Below are 20,211 nucleotides of genomic sequence, written 5' to 3' on the forward strand. Positions count from 1 at the left end.
TAAGAATACCCGTACTGGAGCTGGAGACGTACAGCTATTCAGGTGCATTCTGTTCCTTATCTAAATCGGCGACAATGTCCTCTAAAGTGACATGTTCAAGTACTTTTTCCAATGCTCTTTGTGCCAATGAAAAAATAGGTTCAATTGTTGATTGAAGGTTCCTGCCAACAGGACAATCCGGGTTTGGCTTCGCTTGAATATTACATGCACCAATCCCGATTTTTTTAACATCCCCATAATTTTACGGATCATTACAGGATGTGTATTTACACTATCTGCAATCATTTCAGAAGAATATGGTAATATCATTCTGACATGATCTATCACGTAGAAGTCCATGCAATGCAAACTGGACCAAGCAGAAGATATGAGGATGTTATTCGCATCTTGGAGAGCGGAATTTCTGTCATCTCAACCATTAATGTGCAAGGTGGATCAGGCCTTAGGCTCGTTTTTTAAAATAGGCAACCTGATTGCCTTGCGTGAGTTGGCCTTGGGTTATCATTATTGTATGCTTAATTGAAGGTGGATGAGGCTGAATGTTAATTTCATAGATAGATTTATGCGATGTATAAGAGGAGGCTCTCTCTCATGAATATTTTGATGTTTGGTGCAACTGGACGAGTCGGGGCCCATATCTTGCAGCATGCTCTTGATGATGGACATCATGTAACTGTATTAGCTCGGTCTCCAGACAAAATTCACATGGATCATGAACATTTAACTGTTATTCAAGGGAATGCCCTGCATGTAGAGGATATCACACATGCAATGCATGGGATGGATGTAGTCATTAGCGCACTAAATACAGATGGTACTACAACGTTATCAGCCAGCATGCCCCTGATTATTGAAGCCATGTATAACGAGAAGATTCAACGTATTATAACCATTGGAACCGCCAGTATCTTACAAAGTAGAATCTCTCCCCATCTACTGCGGTATCAATCCAGTGAATCCAAGCGGAAGTCGAACCGGGCAGCCATCGAGCATCATCAAGTGTATAACTTGCTAAAGGACTCGTCTCTGGAATGGACTATTGTATGTCCAACGTACTTGCCTGATGGAGAAAGGCTCGGGAAGTATCGTGTAGAGCGTGATGTCCTGCCTGAAGGTGGAGCGGAGATATCTGTTACGGATACAGCGGAGTTCGCTTACAAGCAACTGGTGGATAGCAAGTATATTAAGTCACGTGTAGGCATTGCTTATTGAGATAGAGTCCTCGGGCTTCTATAACAACGGAAAGAAGCCTTCCCGGCTATTGAATTGGTAGCTAGGAAGGCTTCTTTGCTTTGGTTAGCCGCTGCGGTTATTAGGGTGTCGGCTCTATTTTGTGATTTGGCCGAACGTATTATTTATACTTAAGTGTTCAACTCATCGCCAATCTCAAGATTCCTAAAATAATACTTCTTATCATGCTCGTTAATTTCACGGAGCACTTTGCATGGGTTACCCACAGCTACTACATTTGCTGGAATGTCTTTAGTGACAATACTTCCGGCTCCAATCACGGTATTATCGCCAATCGTAATCCCGGGCAGTATGACGGCACCGGCGCCTATCCAACAATTTTTGCCGATAGTTACCACGGCGTTGTATTGATACGCTTGTTCACGCAGTTCAGGTAAAATAGGATGCCCTGCTGTGGCGATCGTTACATTTGGACCAAACATGGTGTAATCGCCCACATAGATATGTGTATCATCCACGAGGGTTAGATTGAAGTTGGCATATATTTTTTTGCCGAAATGGACATGTCTGCCCCCCCAATTGGAATGCAGTGGTGGTTCAATATAGCATCCTTCTCCGAGCTCGGCGAACATTTCTTTGAGTAAGGCAGCCCGCTTCTCATATTCCAACGGTCTCGTCATGTTGAAATCATAAAGTCGTTCTAGACAGAGCGTTTGCTCTTGGACTATTTGTTCGTCGTTAGGTAGATATAGGCTTTCATTGTGCATTTTTTCTTTGTTACTCATGTAGTTGCACTCCTATATTTCAAATTCTAGATCAATTAAGAGTGTAAGACGCTGCGTTTCAATATAGCCAAGCCGTTGACTGGCAATTCAAGAGAAGATGCCGCTGGCTCGCCTGTCTCCATGTTGAGGTAGCTGCGTCCGTCCAGTTCGATCGCCTGAGCCTTACCACTGAAGTTCTGTACAAATACATATTCCTGTTCCCCATCTGTACGCACTTGGGCAGTGATGCCCACCGGTAGCTCACAGTCAAGCACTGGCTGGATGCCGATGTCCCTTGTAATGGCTCTGTACAGTTCCGTGTAGAAGGCCTGCTCCTTTACCCGAGTTGCCAGGTGATATGCTCTACCTTCGCCCAAGCGATTCACGGTCAGTGCAGGACGTCCCGCGTAGAAATCGTTCCGATAGGTACCCAGAGTCTTGGCTCCCTCCAGATGGATCAGCTCGGCAATCTCATGAGCGTCATAATCGCCAGCCAGGTTCAGTTCATTACCTGCTTCGAGGATGAGACCATTCGTATCACGGCTATGCAGTCCTTCCGTTTCTTCAGCCCAGATGCCGAGTGTACGGCGCAGTGGTCCGGGGAATCCACCGAGATGGCACAGATCAGTCTCGTTGACGACACCTGACCAATATGTGGCAAGGAATGTGCCACCGTTCTCAACATACTGTTCGATATTACGCCCATTCTCTTCGCTAATCAGATAGAGCATAGGTGCGATAACCAGCTTGTAAGAGGCCAGCTCATCGCTAGAGCCGATAACATCAACAGGAATACCTTGCTCCCACAAGCCGCGGTAATGCTGTATAACGGTTTCCTCGTATTTCAGCCCGGAGTTGCGGATACCCTGAGCATCCTTAACCGCCCAACGGTTGTCCCAGTCGAACAGGATAGCAACCTCGGCCGGAGTGGAGGTACCCACGACCTCGTTCAGTCCAGCAAGCACCTTGCCTACTTCAGCGACATCGCTAAATACACGTGTATGCTCATGACCAGCATGGTCGACAACTGCACCGTGAAATTTCTCGCTGGAGCCGCGACTCTTTCGCCATTGGAAGTACTGCACCGAATCCGAGCCGTGGGCAATCGCTTGCAATGAGGATAGCTTATGCATACCTGGACGCTTCATCTTGCTAACGGATTGCCAATTCGTCAGGGAGGGTGTACTTTCCATCAGCAGGAATGGCTTGTTCTTAAAGCTACGGAACATGTCGTGATGGAAGCCAGTCCATGCTGCTAGATGAACATCATCACCGTCGTCCGTAAAGTGCCAGCTTGGGTATGCATCCCAAGAGACAACGTCCAGAATCTTGGCCATCTCACGGTAGTCGATTCCATCAATATTGTGCATATTAGTCGTTATTGGTAGCTCCGGGTTGAAGCTACGGACCGTGTCCATCTCATGCTGGCAGAAGTTGATCGTCTGATCGCTTACAAAACGCCGCCAATCCAGATTCAATCCGTGTACCTGAGTTTCACCATGCGGTGCTGGGGACTCAATCTGCTCCCAGGAAGTGAACGTGTGGCTCCAGAAAGTGGCCCACCAGGCATGATTGACTGTATCGAGATTGTTGTCGTATCTCTTCTTCAGCCATACTCTGAATTCCGCCTGACAAAGATCGCAGTGGCATTCGCCGCCGAATTCATTCGAGATATGCCAGCCGATCACGGCAGGGTGGTCCGCATAGCGCTCAGCCAGCTTAGTATTTATAATCTTGGTCTTCTCGCGGTATACTGGCGAGGTGTAGCAGTGATTGTGCCGGAAGCCGTGCAGATTGCGTACACGGTTACGCTCGACTCGCAGCACCTCCGGGTATTTCTGGGACATCCATGCTGGACGTGCACCGCTTGGGGTAGCCAGAAATGCATAAATGCCGTTAGCTGTGAAGCGTTCCAGCAATTCATCCAGCCACTCAAATTGGAACACGCCTTCCTCTGGCTCCAGGGAAACCCAAGAGAAGATGCCTACGGACATGACATTGCAGCCAGCCAGCTTCATCAAACGGATATCTTCTTCGAGCACCTCAGGGTATTTCAGCCATTGTTCCGGATTATAGTCGGCGCCGTGCAGCATGTATGGCGCCTTGCTGCTAATTGCGGGATGTTTGAGTGTCATAATAAGTATGTCCTTTCGGTTGGGGATTGTTGTAAGGATGAGATTATTCTCGGATACACCTTTTTAACTCGAATCTTGCACTGGTATTGTTATACGCTTAATATACTAAAAGATACGCCATAAATATCGTTAGGATTAATGACTCGAATCGGTAGGACAAAATGAACATGAGGTGATTGTGTGCTTCCTTTCTCCTTAATTGAAATGCCACGTGATTCGATGGCATTTCCGTTATATCCTTATTCAGTCGGCCGACACAATCAATACCATCATGTGCGGCCTACCGGGTTCCCGGTGGCGCAGCTATTCATGGTCCGTAGTGGCCAAGGGTTGTTTCGGGATATGAAAACCGGCTCGGAGACCATATTAGAGCCAGGAATGGCTTATTTTTTCCCATCTGAACGCGGTCATGAATATTTTCCGTTATCTCACGAGCGATGGCATATGGGCTTCGTTGGGGTCGGAGGTAGCCAAGCCTTGGAAATACTTCAAACCTTGAATTTGTTACCCTCAGAGGTCCGTCGATTGGACCCCGGGGCGTTTGAATCCTGTTGGGGAATCATCGAGGACATATGGCGCATGGTCAATAATCAGACAGCTGATCAACATGGGAATCAGTTAGCGCAGGAGCTGTCAGTACAGCTCTATCGACTGCTGCTGTTAGTGAAATCTGCCTCGGATGGCGAGCAATCCATTGGGCGCCCTGCGGGGCACGAGGTACGTAATGAAGCGATGCAGAAGGCAATACAGCTGATCAACGAGCATTTTACAGAACCGTTGCTGGTGCATAATTTGGCGGCTGCAGTCGGCTATTCCGTCCAGCATTTTCAACGCTTGTTTCAGCAGGAATACGGTACATCTCCACATCAGTATTTGCAGAATCTAAGGCTACAGCGGGCTGTTCAGATGATTACCGAGGACCCGGAGCTGCCAGTTCAGGATATAGCCTTGCATCTCGGGATGGAGACCAACTATTTCATTCGTGTATTCCGAAAGGCTTATGATTGTACTCCAGGTGTAATGAAGGAGCGGTTGATTCATCAGCGTCATCGAGTTCACCAAGGAGACAAGCCTTTGCATAACAGACCGTTGTAAGCTGGACATGCGTGATGAGTGAATGAGGGGGCTGTAACGAAGCTAGACTCATGTAAAAAAGACTCCTACCCGTGAGAATTAATTCTGCGGTAGGAGTCTTTTGGTTGTTTCACTACGCTTAAGGCCAAGAAATCTCGCCTTTGATTACCTGGGCGCTCGTCTCCAGGTCGCCAGTGTTCTCGAAGTCGGGGTATTCCTTCTGCATTGCTGCAATCAACTCGGCAGAGTCTTTGGCCTGCTCCGCCGCAGCTTCAAACTTAGCCATATAATCACGGGTGAAGGCTACAGCTGATATATCCTCAGTGCTCTTGCCCAGATAATGACCAGGAATTACACGTTCGGGGTTCAAAGCAGTGATGCGGTCCAACAGCTCACGCCAGTGATCACGGCTCTCTTTGGTCTGGTTGTCAGCCATCCATACATGTTGATTCTCATAAATGGGTACACCACCCAAAATGGTCTTTGTCGATGGAACCCAAAGAACGGTGTGGGATGGGTCGGATCCATCTAGGCCAATAATCTGAATCTGTTCACCATCGACAGTCAGAGTATCCCCCTCAAGAGCCGCGGGTACAATCTGAGCGATGGGTGCATTATCTTTCAGAATCGGATTCCAGTAATCATTTTTGATTTGAATCGTGCTTTTGATTCCCTCTACGGTAGCCGGGGTCGCAACAATGCTTACGTCCGGGAAGGCTTCGCGAATAGCTGATAAGCCAAAATAGTAATCAGGGTCTTGGTGACTGATGTACACCGTTGTCAGTTTCTTACCCGTATCGCGGATCAGCTTGACCAGAGTCTCGGCATCATTTTTCTGAAACTGTGCATCGACGAGCAGTATTTCACTCGGGCCTTCAATGAGGCTAGAGGTAACAGCAAAGATGCCCTGATCTCCCGGATTATAGGTAGTGATCTTAAGCTCTGTTGCTTGGGGTGCTTGAGTTCCTTCACTGACAGTGCTCCCAGCTACTGTGCCTGTACTGGCTGTATTTTCACTTGAGGCATTCGGTGCAGCTGATCCTCCTGAACACGCACTCAGTACTAGGATCAAACAAGCAATTACAATCATTCCTAAGGTTTTTTTGCTACTTAACATACTAGAAATTCTTCCTTTCTTATCAAAAATGTTAGTTCGACACTTTATGTAACTATAATAGTTACAATTAATCTTGGTGTCAATAAAAATGTGTAACTAAATAAGTTACATTTATGGTTGGTATCAATAAAACAACGAAAGGCTTCTACGTTGGCTTCGGAGGATATTTAAGCTTTAGCTGTTCTCCCTTTAGTTGCACGTAGACGCAAATGTTGAATGAAGTAAAAAGTATTTACCCTATGTCATTATTTTTGGTACCCGAAATATAGTAGGCTCGTAGACAAAACGTTTCTCTAGACCCACACGATTCTCGCTTGATAACATAAGTGACATGTTCAAGTTATTGGCTGGGGAGGATTAACGAGTTGGAACAGTTGAAATACGATAATCTGAGGATGGGCGAAAAAGGGGCGATTATAAGCATCGTCGCTTATATTATCCTGTCTTTTTTCAAGCTCTTCATTGGCTATGCTGCAGATTCAGAAGCATTGAAGGCAGATGGCTTGAATAACGCGACCGATATCATTGCATCTATAGCAGTATTGATTGGACTTAGACTATCTCAGCGTCCTGCGGATCGAGATCATACATATGGTCACTGGAAGGCAGAGGGAATTGCATCTCTGGTAGCATCTTTTATAATGATGGCCGTGGGTCTGCAGGTATTGTACGGAGCAGTAGGCTCGATCTTTGCGGGACGACAGGAATCCCCTGATCCTGTGGCAGCTTATACCGGAATCATATGTGCGGTTGTTATGTATTTCGTCTATAGATACAATAAGAAGCTTGCTGAGAAGATACGCAGTCAGGCACTCATGGCTGCTGCGAAGGATAATATCTCGGATGCATGGGTAAGTATTGGTACCGTCATCGGAATTGTGGGTTCACAGTTTGGCTTGCCTTGGCTGGATCCGTTAACAGCTGTACTCGTAGGCTTAATAATTTGTAAGACAGCATGGGATATTTTCCGTGATGCAACTCATCATCTAACAGACGGATACGATGAGGAAAAGATCGATTCCTATAGAGATACCGTGTTGACGGTGGCAGGGGTACAGGGTGTGAAGACGATCAGGGCCAGATCCTACGGCAGCAATACCAATGTAGATATAATTTTGTATGTGAAGGCTGATCTGGATTTAACGGAGGCTCATGATATCTCCACTCATGTAGAGAACCAATTGAAGGTCGAGCATGATATCTCCGATGTACATGTGCATGTTGAACCGTATGTTGGGAAAGATGCTACCTAGCCTGATAGACAAGAGAAAAAAAAGATTGTAAGAGCCTATTACTTTCCTTATAATAACTTTAAGGTTCATATTTTGCATATCTAGGGCGCAATATCTGGTAAATGAAACTTAGTGTCATGTCTACCGTACTATCTTCATAGACGGATGGACACACCAATGATATATGCTAGACAACCCTAAAAGGGGAGTAGCTTTTACAGTAAAAGTCGTCATTACGAGTGCTCATTTTGAGCCTCCGGCTTTATTGGCAATGCAGATACAGCATTGTTAGCGAGACCTTTGCCTACCCAAGGCAAAGGTCTCTTTTCTTTTGGGCAAATTTAGTCATAGATGCATTGATATCAAAGGAGGATGGGCATGGATTTAGGAATGTTGTTAGAGTATGGTTGGGTGTTATTGGTGCTGGTAGCACTGGAAGGACTCCTGGCAGCGGATAACGCGCTCGTGCTGGCTATCATGGTTAAGCACTTGCCAGAGAAGGAACGTAAAAAGGCTTTATTCTATGGATTGTTTGGGGCTTTCATTTTCCGGTTCTTATCCTTGTTCGTCATCTCTTTCCTGGTGGATGTATGGCAAGTACAAGCGATTGGTGCGCTCTACCTGTTGTTCATCGCCGCGAATCATATCGTACGTAAGCTCATTGTGAAGCAGGGCGAGGACTCCGCTGCCAAGGAAGAGGGCAAGCAGCCGAAGCAGAGCGGCTTCTGGGTAACTGTACTTAAAGTAGAGGTTGCCGATATTGCTTTCGCTGTTGACTCCATTCTGGCCGCAGTAGCCCTGGCTGTTGCTTTGCCAAAGACAAATCTGCCACATATCGGTGGCATGGATGGTGGACATTTCATTGTCATCTTCCTGGGTGGCTTCATTGGTCTGGTCATTATGCGATTTGCCGCGTCCCTCTTCGTGAAGCTGCTGGAGAGCCGTCCTGCACTTGAAGTGGCTGCGTTCTTCATTGTCGGCTGGGTTGGAGTAAAGCTTGCTGTTCATACCCTGGCTCACCCTGCAATTGGTGTCATTCCGCACGACTTTGCCGAGTCGACAGGCTGGAAGCTGACCTTCTACATTGTGCTGGTCATCATCGCAGTGACGGGCTGGTTCCTCTCCGGGGGCAAAGACAAGGAAAAGCAAACATCGCAAGCAGCATAATCGTTTTTGAAACCACGATGTTTGTCTCTCGTACTAACTCCATATAGGTTGTTCAATTGAATAAGAAGGACCACTCCAGAAGGGGAGTAGCTTTTACAATAGAGTCGTCATTACGAGTGCCGGGTTACGGCCTCCGGTTCTATTGGCACTGCACCGACAGCATTGTTAGCGAGACCTTTGCCATTCAAGGCAAAGGTCTCTTTTCTTTTGGGCAAAACTAAATACACATGATGTCGAAGGAGGATGGATTATGGATTTGGGATTGTTGTTGGAGTATGGTTGGGTATTGTTAGTGCTGGTGGCACTGGAGGGTCTACTCGCCGCGGACAATGCGCTGGTGCTGGCGATTATGGTCAAGCATCTACCGGAGAAAGAGCGTAAGAGGGCATTGTTCTATGGCCTTGCTGGAGCCTTTGTCTTCCGTTTTGCATCCCTGTTCGCGATCTCGTTCCTAGTGGACGTGTGGCAAGTGCAGGCACTGGGGGCGCTCTACCTGTTGTTCATTGCGGCGAATCATATCGCCCGTAAGCTTATTGTGAGAAAAGGTGAGGAAGCTGCCGCCAAGCGTGAGAAAAAGGAACAGAAGCAGAGTGGCTTCTGGACGACGGTGCTTAAGGTAGAGATAGCGGATATTGCCTTCGCCATCGACTCCATTCTGGCTGCTGTGGCGCTGGCTGTTGCACTCCCAACGACCAATCTGCCAAACATTGGTGGCATGGACGGTGGACATTTCATCGTTATTTTCCTCGGTGGCTTCATTGGTCTGATCATTATGCGTTTTGCAGCCACGTTCTTCGTGAAGCTCCTGGAGAGCCGTCCAGCGCTTGAGATCGCTGCATTCTTCATTGTCGGTTGGGTCGGTGTCAAACTGGGAGTTCACACGCTGGCTCACCCCGCGGTACATGTGATTCCGCATGATTTTGCTGAGTCGACGGCCTGGAAGCTCACCTTCTATGCGGTTCTGATCATCATCGCAGTCGCGGGCTGGTTCCTCTCCGGAAGTAAGCAAAAGGAGAAATCCAATGCGGCATAACTCGTCTACCTGACACTAGGATTCCAGAGCAAATGTGGTTATAGCGGAGTGTGGGGGCCAAAGTGGTCTTCGCACTCTTTTTTTTGAATACGATATAAAAATGCAATGCGGGGGTAAATGATTTTGTGGAGGTTCCAGCATCGCATCAGCGTGGCTTCAACCTAGATAGCTGTTGGACTACAAAGTGCATCTCCCCAAAACCATAACGTGCGACTGGATGGTTGAAGATAAGATGTGGTATAATCTTTGTCAATAAATAAATCGCGGGAAGGGAGGTGGACTCAGATGGGAAGGCGTTACTGTATACTCGTTGTTTGGCGATTGTAATTCGTTATGCTCTTCTCACGTATTCCGCCTTCATATCCGGACGGAAGCGAAGCGTGAGTTATTGAAGCGTAAGTTATTCAAGTTACTTATGAGCTCGTGTTCATCAGTAAGGTGAGCATATGGAACGAATGGCTGTCTGGCCTATTCATTGTGGAGTGGCCCGAGCAGTATTTTATGAATTATCGCGTCTTACGGACCGAAGTGTATCGGTGAGCGTATGCCGTGGCACGTACATTGACATTCTAATATAACAATAGATAGCTCGACAGGAGCCAACGCTTGTAGCGAAGGGCCTTCTGCGTGCTGTAAATATTTTGGAGGTGAATCCCTCTTACGAGGGTAATCATTGGACATAATCACCCTGACGAACTTAGTCTTGCTGGTTATTTTATTGCTGTTAACCGCATTTTTTGTTGCATCTGAATTTGCCGTAGTCAAAATAAGGATGTCCCGGATTGACCAGATCATTGCAGAAGGTAATAAGAAGGCTATCGTAGCCAAAAAAGTAGCGGGAGATCTGGACTACTATCTGTCTGCGTGTCAGTTAGGTATTACCGTCACCGCCTTGGGACTTGGTGCACTTGGTAAGCCTGCTGTAGAAAGCCTTCTCTACCCCGTGTTCAGTGCCTTGAACGTATCGGGTGCAGCATCTTCCATCGCTTCTTATGCCATTGCCTTTATACTTGTTACGTTCCTGCATGTGGTTGTCGGAGAGATGGCTCCGAAGACGCTTGCGATCCAGTTCTCCGAGAAGACGACCTTGCTGCTTGCAGGTCCCTTGTATTGGTTCGGTAAAATCATGTACCCATTCATCTGGGCGCTTAATGGTTCTTCTCGCGTTATTCTGCGTAGCTTCGGTGTGAAGCCGGCTGGTCATGAAGAGGGGTACTCCGAGGAGGAGCTCCGTATTATCATGAATCAGAGCTATGAGGGTGGAGCGATCAACAAGACAAAGCTATCATATCTGGATAATGTGTTCTCCTTCGATGAGCGTGTCGCCAGAGACATCATGGTTCCGCGGATAGATCTTATCACGCTGGATAAGGATATGACGTATGAGGATATTATCCCGATCCTGGATGAATATAATTACACCCGTTACCCTGTCATCGAAGCTGGTGACAAGGACCGAATTATCGGTGTGGTGAACGTGAAGAAGATGCTTCCGAAGATGGTAGAGGGCACTGAATACAGTCTTGAGGAATTCGCACGTGATCTGCCTTATGTATCCGAGGTGACTCCCGTACAGGAGGCCATGATCAAGATGCAGCAGCATCGTGTGCATATGGCTGTAGTCATTGACGAGTATGGCGGTACGTCCGGGATCCTGAGCATGGAGGATGTGCTGGAGGAGATCGTCGGTGAGATCCGTGATGAATTCGATGCGGATGAGCGAGCTGATATTCAGCAGACTGCAGACGATCAATACGTCATTAATGGACGTGTGCTGTTGGACGATATTGAGCGTCAGCTGGGTCTTCTATTCGAACGCAACGAGGATATTACGACCATCGGTGGGTGGATTCAGTATCAAAAGTCGATGAACGTCAACACTGGAGACGTCATTGAGCAGGAGCAACATGTCTGGACGGTAGCAGAGATGGATAATCATCAGATCAAGAGCGTGATTCTGCAACGTTCCGAATGATGGACATAACGGAACCGTTGGCATAACGATTGATTGTAACAACTATTCATAACCTATGGAGGTGAGTCCCTCACAGGAGGGATACATTGGACGGAATTATAATATTGAATTTGGTGCTGGTAGCGATATTTATTGGTTTGACGGCGTTCTTCGTCGGTGCGGAATTCGCCGTGCTGAAGGTCCGGATGTCCAGATTGGATCAATTGATTGCAGAGGGAAATAAGCGGGCGATTGTAGCCAAGAAGGTAGCTCATGATCTGGATTACTCCTTGTCTGCCTGTCAATTGGGTATCACCATAACGGCACTCGTGCTGGGGGCGTTGGGTGAGCCTACCGTGGAGAAGATGCTACATCCTGTGTTTGAGGCGTTTAATGTACCTGCGGCACTGTCTACTGTGCTGTCCTATGCTATTGCCCTGTCGCTCATTACGTTCTTGCACGTCGTGATTGGGGAATTGGCTCCGAAGACGCTGGCTATTCAATATGCTGAGAAGATGACACTTCTTCTTGCAGGACCTCTATATTGGTTCGGCAAAATTATGTATCCGTTCATTACCGCATTGAACAACTCTGCGCGTGTGTTGCTGAAGCTGTTTGGAGTCAAACCAGCGGGTCACGAGACGGTGCACTCCGAAGAAGAGCTCAAGCTGATTGTGAACCAGAGCTATGAGCTGGGTGAGATCAATCAGACGGAGATGGGCTATCTGAAGAACATCTTTGCCTTTGACGAACGGATTCTGAAGGAAATTATGATTCCTCGCAAGGATATGGTGACGCTGGACCAGTCCATGTCTCTGGAGGATATGGTGAAGGTCGTCAATCAGCAGGAGTATACCCGCTATCCGGTGACAAGTAATCAGGATCGGAACTCCATTCTCGGCTTCCTGAACACGAAGGAGATTCTGACCAGCGTAGCAGCAGGACGGGAGTACGACATGGACCGATTCATTCATCATATTCCCAAGTTCAAGAGTACCTTGCCAATCCGTAATGTATTGATCAAGATGCAGCAGACGGGTGTGCATATGGCACTCGTGACAGATGAAGCCAATGTCATGATTGGTATGGTGACGTTGGAAGATATCCTGGAGGAGATTGTCGGGGATATTAACGATGAATATGATGAAGTCAAAGAACTCGTAACCACATAAGGTGGGAGACGAATTAAGCTTGAAGCTTCAATCGTATAGGACAGAAAGCATGCATACAATGTATTGCAGCGCGAGACTATAATAGAAGAAGCCCCGGATGCCAACGAATTTTCGCTGGAGATCAGGGGCTTTTTTGGCGATAAGCTACGGATTCCATACCAGGACAACTATGACTTAATCTATGACAAGTTAGTTAGCAAAATCAAATTTTGAACTTATTGACCTCTTGTAGCAGCATATCTGCATGCTCAGTCAGTTCCTTGGAGCGTTCTGTAATGCTGGTAATATAATTGAATTGCTCCTGAGTGGACGATGCGACCTCTTCAGTAGAAGCAGCACTCTGCTCCGACATGGAGGCCACGCCCGAGATCACATCCGCGATTCGGCCTGCGTTCGCATCCAGATCCTTGGTGGCTGAGGATACAGCATCAATCTGCTGACTCGAGGCAGCAAGGACTACGGTTAGTGAAAACAATATCATTAACTTACTTTTCAATTTCATTTTAGAAGTCCCTCCTACATCACTTGTTAGAGATCAATGATTAATATATCGTGCTAATGACCTAAAAACTTTACATATTTGGCATTGGAATTGCATAGCGATGAAAGATAGTGATACTTTATACATAGGAAAATCAATTTTTTATTACAAAATTTACATAAATTCGACATGCTTGCTGCTGGATGAAATTGGCGGGGGAACACATGCTAACTCGGATGTGTCAGATCCGTAGCCAGTGAAACAGTTGAGTAGGGCAGACACCAAACAAGAAAAACTGAAATATTTCGTCAAATTGTGATATATTACGTGTGAAATCATCCGCAGAAGCGATACGGTGGAAGAGCGGCAAATGATGCCATAATAGAGGAGTAATGATATTGAACATAAAAGAAGTATTGAACCATGCTTCATTCCGGCGGATCAGTGTACTAGTTGTGCTTGGTCTGCTTGTAGTCTCCCTGAAAAGTATGATGAACGTCCTGCTGCTCACATTGATTCTGATCATCTTGATTGGAAGTCTGTATAGGGCTGTCACGAAGCGATTATCCAGCATTGTACGGCTTCCACCGGCTCTGATCGTCATCTCACTCTATGTTCTTCTGCTCTCGGTTGTAGCTTGGGGTGTATATCGAATGGTGCCGCTCGTATCGACCCAGGTCAATGAGCTGTACCTTATGATCCAAGAGGCCTTCCACAATCCGCATGAAAATGAATGGAGCCAGCTCCTCGTCACATTCATGCAGGGTATTCATCTGGAGAGTCTGATCACCCCAGGTATGGAGTTCCTGCTGAAGACCAGTCATCTGGGTACCCAACTCGTGCTAGCGATTGTACTAAGCCTGTTCTTCCTGCTGGACACGAAATACATTGGCCGCTTCACAGCCTCCTTCCAGGAAAGCCGCTTCAGCTGGTTCTTCCGCGAGGCGGGGGAGCTAGGCAGACTGTTCCTGAGCACGTTCGGCAAGGTGCTGGAGGCACAGGTGGCTATCTCTCTGATTAATTGTACGATTACTACCGCCGTGCTGTGGCTGATGGGCTTCCCGAATCTGCTGGGGCTGGCTGTAGTCATCTTCGCAGCAGGCTTAATTCCAGTCGCTGGAGTCGTGCTCTCCATGGCGCCACTTAGTCTTATTGCCTACAGTCTTGGAGGGCTCCATTACGTAGCGTATCTGCTGATTCTGATCGTGTTCATTCATATGCTGGAGGCGTATTTCCTGAATCCGAAGCTAATGTCCAAGAAGGTCAGTGTTCCGATCTTCTACACATTCATTGTGCTGGTGATGTCGGAGCATTTCTTCGGGATGTGGGGGCTGATTACGGGGATTCCACTATTTGTATTCGCCTTGAATCTGATCGGGTTCAAGAAGAAGGATGCCGCTGTATAACTGTAAGGCAACAGTAAGGAAACCGTAAGGTAAAAATATATTTTTCATAACAGGAGGGAGATTCTTTAGGGATCTCTCTCCTGCTTTTTTGTGGAGCTGCTCTAGGCTCTTTATTGCAGCACTGGCTCATTCTCTACCAAAGTATCCGCTATTAATAATTAAATGAACATGCTTCGTCGTATGGACAGTACAAATGCAATAATCTGATCGTAACATGAAGGTTTGCTCTACAGCCAAGCCCATAAAATAAGTGAATATCCTGCCTGCAAAGAGTGCAATAAGCATCGGGAATTGCCGATAATATCATTAAGCTTTGAGATATGTACATTTAAGATTGTCAGGTACATTCCTGGTAGAAAAGAACCAAATGGAGACGGCGGTCGGGTGTTAACGATCTCTTGGGCAAAAAAGACGTGGATGTAGCGAGAGGAAGCGTGTGGTCGAATGAGGTTGTTCAGGCAGAATTTAGTAGTTCGCATCGGTACGATAGTTACGTTGATGATGGTCATCATCTCTACAGGAAGCTTACTGCTGCAGCTAATGATTATGAAGGAGGCTGCCCAGGAAGCGATTACCCGCTACAATATACAGATCGCCCAGAGCTACGCCTCCCAGATGGATACGAAGCTCTATGCTGAGGTAGCCAGAGATCGGCAGGAGAATAACACATCACTCCAGATCCGGGATGAGCTGGATGATTTTCGTGAACGAATCGGGGCTATGTATGTGTATTTTGTCGTGCTTGACGGAAGTGAGCCCCTGATCATGGTGGATGGTATGCGTGATGAGGCATTGGCTTCACCGATGAATGAAGTGACGGATATTCCGGAGGAGGCCGTGCTGGAGCTGCAGCAGGGTCAGACCGCAAGCTCATCCATTATTCGCAATCCCGAATATGGGGACTATATCTCCTCCTATGCACCGATCGTGGATGCTTCGGGCACAATGATTGGTGTGCTTGGCATCGACACCTCAGTATCCAGTCTGGATGAGATTGAGGAGGGCATTATTCGCTCCAGTATTCCATTTTATATCGGATTGACTATCATTACGATTGCTGGAATTATCATTGTGCTGTGGTTCGTACATAAGGGGCTGCGCCCACTACAGGTATTGAAGCGAAGCGTGGATCGTATGGCCAAGGGTGAGCTGTCCGAGGCCAATCACATCTTGACCCGTTATCCGTTGAAAAGTCAGGATGAGATCGGCAGTACCTTCAAGGCGATGATCTATATGTCAGGGAATCTGAATCAGATGCTGGTGCAAATGATTGCTGGTGTGACAGCTACAGCAGATACGTTGATGAGCTCTGCTCACCAGTTCAACCGTAATGCCGAGGCCATGCTGCAGATGAGTCGCACCGTAGACCAAGCTGTAGAACATATTCGGCAAGGTGCTCATACCCAAAGGCAAGGGGCAGAGGACAGTGCACAGGTCATGGAGGAGATCTCCAAAGGCATCGTGCTGATCTCCGAGTCCGCCTCCTCTGTAGCGGATGCAGCTACCGGAGCATTGACTTCAGCTCAGTCTGGCAAGCAGGGAATGGCGCAACTGAGAGCGCAGGTTGAGCGAATTGCTACCGTGGCTCAGGAGGTAACAGTGATGGCAGGAGGGCTTCAGGGCTACTCGCAGCAGATTGGCGGCGCGTTGAATACGCTGGAGGAATTCGCCAGTCAGACGAAGCTGCTTGCTCTGAACGCTTCGATTGAGGCGGCTCGTGCAGGAGAACATGGCAAGGGCTTCGCGGTGGTTGCTGAAGAGGTAAGGAAGCTGGCGGAGGCTTCCAGCATCTCTGTTCATACGATCTCGGAGCTGCTGCACGGCATTCAGCGAGAATCGAACCAGATCGGTTCACAGATGGAGGTAGCTGGACAAGAGATTCGTGAGGGAGTTATGTCCTCAAGAGAAGCAGAGCAGGCATTTGTTCATGTCGTTGACGTCTTCGAGCTGGTGGCTGGTCGCGTACAGTCGGTATCGGCCTCGGTCGAGGAGATTACAGCCAGCACGGAAGAGGCCGCTGCCTCGGTGGACTCTATATTCCGAATTGCGGCAGATGTCTCCGATAAGTCCAATGAAATCTATCAGCTGACGAATGAGCAACAGGTCATCTTCCAGAAGGTTGCCCAGACGGCAGAGGAGTTGCAGGAGCGCACGCAGGAGATGAATGAAGCGGTTCAGAAGGTACAGGTGTGAGGTGTGACGCAACAAAGAATACTGCTGAGCTGATGGCCATGGAGAGATGATAAAGAAGATTCATAGAGTCAGTCGTCGGAGGCATGCTCCTCCAGTCGGCCTGTAGACAAGGTTCCGCGAGGAGCTGCTCTACAGGCCTTTTTGTTGATCACGTAAGGGGAAAGGGATGGCTTGTGATAAAAAACAGACGAGCTCCCCTGCTTCTTTCGAAACAAGGAGTTCGTCTGCGATCCGTAACGACCCATGAAGGTCGCATATCTGTTCTTCAAGAACAACTTGCAAGGCTGCTTCTCTGTCCTGCAAATTCTGCTCTAAAAAGCCAGCCTATAAAGCCTGCTCTATTACTAGGGGTGATTCGCTTTACAGCTTAAACTGTGCAATCTGCGTGCGCAGTCTTTCGGCCATGCTGGCCAGCTCTGCCGAGGAGGAAGCAATCTCTTCCATGGACGCCATCTGCTGCTGTGCTGCTGCCGAGACGTTTTGTGATTCCGCTGCGGTCTCGTTGGCTGATTTGGCAATATGGCGAATGGAATCGACAAGGCTGCCAGTACCTGATGCAATCTCATCCGCTGCTGCCGATACGCTGTGAATGCTGTCGGCTACCTGTCCTATTGAAGAGCGAATCCGGGTGAACAGCTCACTGGCCGCTTCACCAGCTTGTCTGCCCTGAAGGGCCTGGGCAACGGTGAGCTCGGAGGCCTGCATGGTTCGCTGGATCTCCCCTTGTATGCTGCCGATGATGCCAGCGATCTGCTCCGCCGAAGCCATCGACTGTCCGGCAAGCTTGCGGATTTCATCGGCGACGACAGCAAAGCCCCGTCCGGCTTCCCCGGACCGTGAAGCTTCAATAGCAGCATTCAGAGAGAGAATGTTGGTCTGACGGGCGATAAGACTAATACCGCTGACGACCTCCTCAATTTTGGAGGATAGCGTGCTCAGATCTTGAATCGTGCCCGATAGTTCACTAATTCCGTGCTCCATCTCGCTCATCTTTCCGTTCAGCTGATCCATGGCCGTATGGCCGTCAGTTGCCAGAGTAGATGCTGCTGTAGCGATCTTCGCTGCATCAGTGCTATGTACAGCAATACCGTTGATCTGCAGGGCTATATTCTCGGCGGCATAGCTACCGTCCTGAACACTTGCGGTCTGCTGGTCTGAGCTCTCGGCAACGATGACAATAGCCTCCGAAATATTTTGTGCTGCCTGTGAGCCTTGGTCAGCTCCTGACGCAAGCTGGTGGGCAGAGCTGCTCAGCTGCCCGCTTAGGCCGCTCACATCCTGCATTAATTCGCGCATTCTCTCACTAGCCGTGTTATAGGCATGAAGTGCAGTGCTAATATCGTTATTTCCTTTGACCGGGATGCGATGTGTAAGGTCGCCTTGTGCCAGCTTGTCAATACCTTGTGTCAACTGACGAATCGGATAGACAATCTTCAGTGCAATAAGAACGTTCAGGATGAGGGCCGCAATAATCATACCTGTTCCGACGAGAAGCACAAGCATGAGCATGGCTCTAATGGGTTGTAGAAATTCACTTTCCTCCAGATTGGTGACAACAAGCCAATTCAAGTCTGTCTTCACGATATATGATAGCTGGTTGGTCCCGTCTTGATTGAAGCTTACCGAGTTAGCGCCATTTTGCACAGCATCGGCGAATGCCTCTTCAAGAGCGGGGTTGCCCAGATCCGAGATTTTCTTGTTCATAATATAGGACTCGTCCGCAAAATAAATAAATGTACCGTCAGAGGTTGTCATGATCGCTTGCCCTGTCTCGCCATGTGTGAAGGAGCTCAGTTTCTCTACCACAGAGCCGATTGGATACGAGGCCAGATAGAAACCGAAGGCTTGTCCATCCTTCATTAGTGGTGCTCCAATTACAACAATGATCTGATTATCCACCTTGGACAGTACTGGATCAGATACAAACGACTGGCCTGCCTGAATATCCTTGATATAGCTACGCCCAGACACGTCAACCTCTTTACCTGTGAAATCGAATGCAGACTTCCCTGTCGGATCAAGGGAGTAGATCATGGATGTGAATTCAGGGTGAAGCTGCTGCGAGCGATTAATGTTGTTAAGATGCAGCTCATGCTCTTCCCCGTACTCTGCACCATCCTCGGCTAGTATTTGCAGGATGGTACGTTTATCCGAGAGCTGACTGTCAACTTGCTCTGCCAGCAGCTTCGTATTCATCTCCATTTCGTGTTGCAATCGGTTGATGGTCTCCTTCGAGGTCGGCACATAGAACGTGACGGACAGAACGGACACACAGACGATCACGACGAGTAAAGAGGATAACACAATACGGCCAGCTGTCTGTCGGAGCGAAGTGAAGGTGAGAAATGCATGAACGAAGCGTGAATTTTTAAATGGCATCGGCATATCCCCTTTTGAATAACCACAATTTAGAGATTATATCGGATGGATGCTTGCGCTAATTTAATTAAGTTTTCTTAATATTAAGGAATTGCGTGCGGCTCCAGATTGAATTGTTCTATCTGTGAATAGTCATAATCTATTGGAGTCCGAATTGACGTTGAGAAGGGGAGGGAGTACATTTAACATCATAATTCCTATTTAACAGGTAGGTATTATGAAGTATAGACACTCGTTCTATTCTATCCATATACCATGATTGGGAGGTTATTCTGATGCCATCATCCACTACTATTGTCCTTTGGAGTAAGGAAGGCTGCCATTTTTGCGGAGAAGTGAAGTCTTATCTGGAGTCCAAGAATCAGCCTTATCAAAATATTGAAGTATCAGGCAACGACATTTTGCGCGACGTGCTGGAATTGAAGTATGGCATTCGCCACGTGCCTGTGGTGGAGGTAGGCAGAGGCGGAGTCTATGAGGCTTTGCTGGAGCCTGATCTGGCCAAGCTGGAGAAGCTGCTGGCTGCCGCCGGGGAAGAGGTCGTCTCGTAATTCGGCGGATTGGCCTCGTGAGATATAGCCTCTGGCTCTGACAGTTCATTCGCTCCATTAGTGCCTTGACTGAATTTGATTTAGGTTGAATGATCCTGGGAGCTTAGTCGTAAGCGGAAAGAGGGGAAGCCCTAGAGAAACGAAGTGCCCATCTTTAAGCTTGCTGTTCATCAGCTTTTCAAATTCGTTCATTAGAACAGTAATCTTAACAATGGTCGACAGCTCCCCGTTTGCAGCCGCTCTACACTCACATTTGATCTGGTCAAGGTGCAAGCTTACCGAAAATCAACCAGGATTCATATATAGCCAGGCATAAACAATGCTGTAGTACGGGGTGTGTGGCCGATAGGAGGCCATATACA

At 47.8% G+C, this 20,211-nt stretch carries 16 protein-coding genes and 1 pseudogene; 11 read left to right on the top strand and 6 right to left on the bottom strand.

Features of this window, described 5'->3' with window-relative positions; genetic code table 11:
• Window positions 1-34: 34 nt before the first annotated feature.
• A pseudogene (locus K331_RS31460) lies at window positions 35-339 on the bottom strand (hypothetical protein).
• A 3-nt stretch (window positions 340-342) separates the two neighbouring features.
• Between K331_RS31460 and K331_RS31900 the strand changes: the two are divergent.
• Both K331_RS31900 and K331_RS0112355 read left to right on the top strand, forming a co-directional pair.
• Complete coding sequence (locus tag K331_RS31900; protein WP_169718338.1) at window positions 343-459, top strand: hypothetical protein; 117 nt, start codon at window positions 343-345, stop codon at window positions 457-459.
• 132 nt (window positions 460-591) lie between these two features.
• Window positions 592-1,212, top strand: coding sequence for an NAD(P)-dependent oxidoreductase (locus K331_RS0112355; protein ID WP_028590526.1), 621 nt, complete (start codon window positions 592-594; stop codon window positions 1,210-1,212).
• Between the two features lie 149 nt (window positions 1,213-1,361).
• On the opposite strand, the gene K331_RS0112360 is transcribed toward K331_RS0112355, so the two are convergent.
• The gene (locus tag K331_RS0112360) at window positions 1,362-1,976 is read right to left on the bottom strand and encodes a sugar O-acetyltransferase (protein WP_028590527.1); all 615 of its coding nucleotides are present in this window, start codon (window positions 1,974-1,976) and stop codon (window positions 1,362-1,364) included.
• A 35-nt stretch (window positions 1,977-2,011) separates the two neighbouring features.
• Complete coding sequence (locus K331_RS0112365) at window positions 2,012-4,090, bottom strand: beta-galactosidase (RefSeq protein WP_028590528.1); 2,079 nt, start codon at window positions 4,088-4,090, stop codon at window positions 2,012-2,014.
• A gap of 180 nt (window positions 4,091-4,270) precedes the next feature.
• On the opposite strand from K331_RS0112365, the gene K331_RS0112370 reads away from it, so the two are divergent.
• Window positions 4,271-5,185 carry a helix-turn-helix domain-containing protein gene (locus K331_RS0112370; protein WP_028590529.1) on the top strand — a complete coding sequence of 305 codons (915 nt, stop codon included), beginning with the start codon at window positions 4,271-4,273 and terminating at the stop codon, window positions 5,183-5,185.
• Window positions 5,186-5,303: 118 nt separating this feature from the next.
• Here the strand turns inward: K331_RS0112370 and K331_RS0112375 are convergent, their stop codons facing one another.
• Window positions 5,304-6,281: an MBL fold metallo-hydrolase gene (locus K331_RS0112375; protein WP_028590530.1), complete on the bottom strand. Its 978-nt coding sequence runs from the start codon at window positions 6,279-6,281 to the stop codon at window positions 5,304-5,306.
• 365 nt (window positions 6,282-6,646) lie between these two features.
• Here K331_RS0112375 and K331_RS0112380 point away from each other — a divergent pair, with 365 nt between their 5' ends.
• The 5 genes from K331_RS0112380 to K331_RS0112400 all read left to right on the top strand — a co-directional run bounded on the left by K331_RS0112380 (window position 6,647) and on the right by K331_RS0112400 (window position 12,839).
• Window positions 6,647-7,534 carry a cation diffusion facilitator family transporter gene (locus tag K331_RS0112380; protein WP_028590531.1) on the top strand — a complete coding sequence of 296 codons (888 nt, stop codon included), beginning with the start codon at window positions 6,647-6,649 and terminating at the stop codon, window positions 7,532-7,534.
• A gap of 357 nt (window positions 7,535-7,891) precedes the next feature.
• Window positions 7,892-8,680: a TerC family protein gene (locus tag K331_RS0112385; RefSeq protein WP_028590532.1), complete on the top strand. Its 789-nt coding sequence runs from the start codon at window positions 7,892-7,894 to the stop codon at window positions 8,678-8,680.
• Between the two features lie 250 nt (window positions 8,681-8,930).
• Window positions 8,931-9,713, top strand: coding sequence for a TerC family protein (locus tag K331_RS0112390; RefSeq protein ID WP_028590533.1), 783 nt, complete (start codon window positions 8,931-8,933; stop codon window positions 9,711-9,713).
• Between the two features lie 673 nt (window positions 9,714-10,386).
• Complete coding sequence (locus tag K331_RS0112395) at window positions 10,387-11,688, top strand: hemolysin family protein (RefSeq protein ID WP_028590534.1); 1,302 nt, start codon at window positions 10,387-10,389, stop codon at window positions 11,686-11,688.
• Between the two features lie 86 nt (window positions 11,689-11,774).
• Window positions 11,775-12,839, top strand: a complete 1,065-nt coding sequence (locus K331_RS0112400; RefSeq protein ID WP_028590535.1) for a hemolysin family protein — start codon at window positions 11,775-11,777, stop codon at window positions 12,837-12,839.
• Between the two features lie 202 nt (window positions 12,840-13,041).
• On the opposite strand, the gene K331_RS0112405 is transcribed toward K331_RS0112400, so the two are convergent.
• Window positions 13,042-13,341 (bottom strand): hypothetical protein, encoded by a 300-nt coding sequence (locus K331_RS0112405; protein WP_028590536.1) that lies wholly within the window; start codon window positions 13,339-13,341, stop codon window positions 13,042-13,044.
• Between the two features lie 371 nt (window positions 13,342-13,712).
• Between K331_RS0112405 and K331_RS0112410 the strand changes: the two genes are divergently transcribed.
• Both K331_RS0112410 and K331_RS0112415 read left to right on the top strand, forming a co-directional pair.
• Window positions 13,713-14,726 (top strand): AI-2E family transporter, encoded by a 1,014-nt coding sequence (locus K331_RS0112410; RefSeq protein WP_036634797.1) that lies wholly within the window; start codon window positions 13,713-13,715, stop codon window positions 14,724-14,726.
• 444 nt (window positions 14,727-15,170) lie between these two features.
• Window positions 15,171-16,919, top strand: coding sequence for a methyl-accepting chemotaxis protein (locus K331_RS0112415; protein ID WP_028590538.1), 1,749 nt, complete (start codon window positions 15,171-15,173; stop codon window positions 16,917-16,919).
• A gap of 360 nt (window positions 16,920-17,279) precedes the next feature.
• On the opposite strand, the gene K331_RS0112420 is transcribed toward K331_RS0112415, so the two are convergent.
• Window positions 17,280-19,298, bottom strand: a complete 2,019-nt coding sequence (locus K331_RS0112420) for a methyl-accepting chemotaxis protein (protein ID WP_028590539.1) — start codon at window positions 19,296-19,298, stop codon at window positions 17,280-17,282.
• A gap of 275 nt (window positions 19,299-19,573) precedes the next feature.
• Here K331_RS0112420 and K331_RS0112425 point away from each other — a divergent pair, with 275 nt between their 5' ends.
• Window positions 19,574-19,849 (top strand): glutaredoxin family protein, encoded by a 276-nt coding sequence (locus tag K331_RS0112425; RefSeq protein ID WP_028590540.1) that lies wholly within the window; start codon window positions 19,574-19,576, stop codon window positions 19,847-19,849.
• The last annotated feature ends 362 nt before the right edge of the window (window positions 19,850-20,211 follow it).

The sequence above is a fragment of the Paenibacillus massiliensis subsp. panacisoli DSM 21345 genome (genome assembly GCF_000426545.1).
GTDB lineage: Bacteria > Bacillota > Bacilli > Paenibacillales > Paenibacillaceae > Paenibacillus > Paenibacillus panacisoli.

Coding starts and splice junctions, on each gene's coding strand:
- K331_RS0112415 (WP_028590538.1), top strand. CDS start 15,171: ATGAGGTTGTTCAGGCAGAATTTAGTAGTTCGCATCGGTACGATAGTT.
- K331_RS0112355 (WP_028590526.1), top strand. CDS start 592: ATGAATATTTTGATGTTTGGTGCAACTGGACGAGTCGGGGCCCATATC.
- K331_RS0112405 (WP_028590536.1), bottom strand. CDS start 13,341: ATGAAATTGAAAAGTAAGTTAATGATATTGTTTTCACTAACCGTAGTC.
- K331_RS0112390 (WP_028590533.1), top strand. CDS start 8,931: ATGGATTTGGGATTGTTGTTGGAGTATGGTTGGGTATTGTTAGTGCTG.
- K331_RS0112360 (WP_028590527.1), bottom strand. CDS start 1,976: ATGAGTAACAAAGAAAAAATGCACAATGAAAGCCTATATCTACCTAAC.
- K331_RS0112425 (WP_028590540.1), top strand. CDS start 19,574: ATGCCATCATCCACTACTATTGTCCTTTGGAGTAAGGAAGGCTGCCAT.
- K331_RS0112410 (WP_036634797.1), top strand. CDS start 13,713: ATGATATTGAACATAAAAGAAGTATTGAACCATGCTTCATTCCGGCGG.
- K331_RS0112365 (WP_028590528.1), bottom strand. CDS start 4,090: ATGACACTCAAACATCCCGCAATTAGCAGCAAGGCGCCATACATGCTG.
- K331_RS0112375 (WP_028590530.1), bottom strand. CDS start 6,281: ATGTTAAGTAGCAAAAAAACCTTAGGAATGATTGTAATTGCTTGTTTG.
- K331_RS31900 (WP_169718338.1), top strand. CDS start 343: ATGCAAACTGGACCAAGCAGAAGATATGAGGATGTTATTCGCATCTTG.
- K331_RS0112420 (WP_028590539.1), bottom strand. CDS start 19,298: ATGCCATTTAAAAATTCACGCTTCGTTCATGCATTTCTCACCTTCACT.
- K331_RS0112385 (WP_028590532.1), top strand. CDS start 7,892: ATGGATTTAGGAATGTTGTTAGAGTATGGTTGGGTGTTATTGGTGCTG.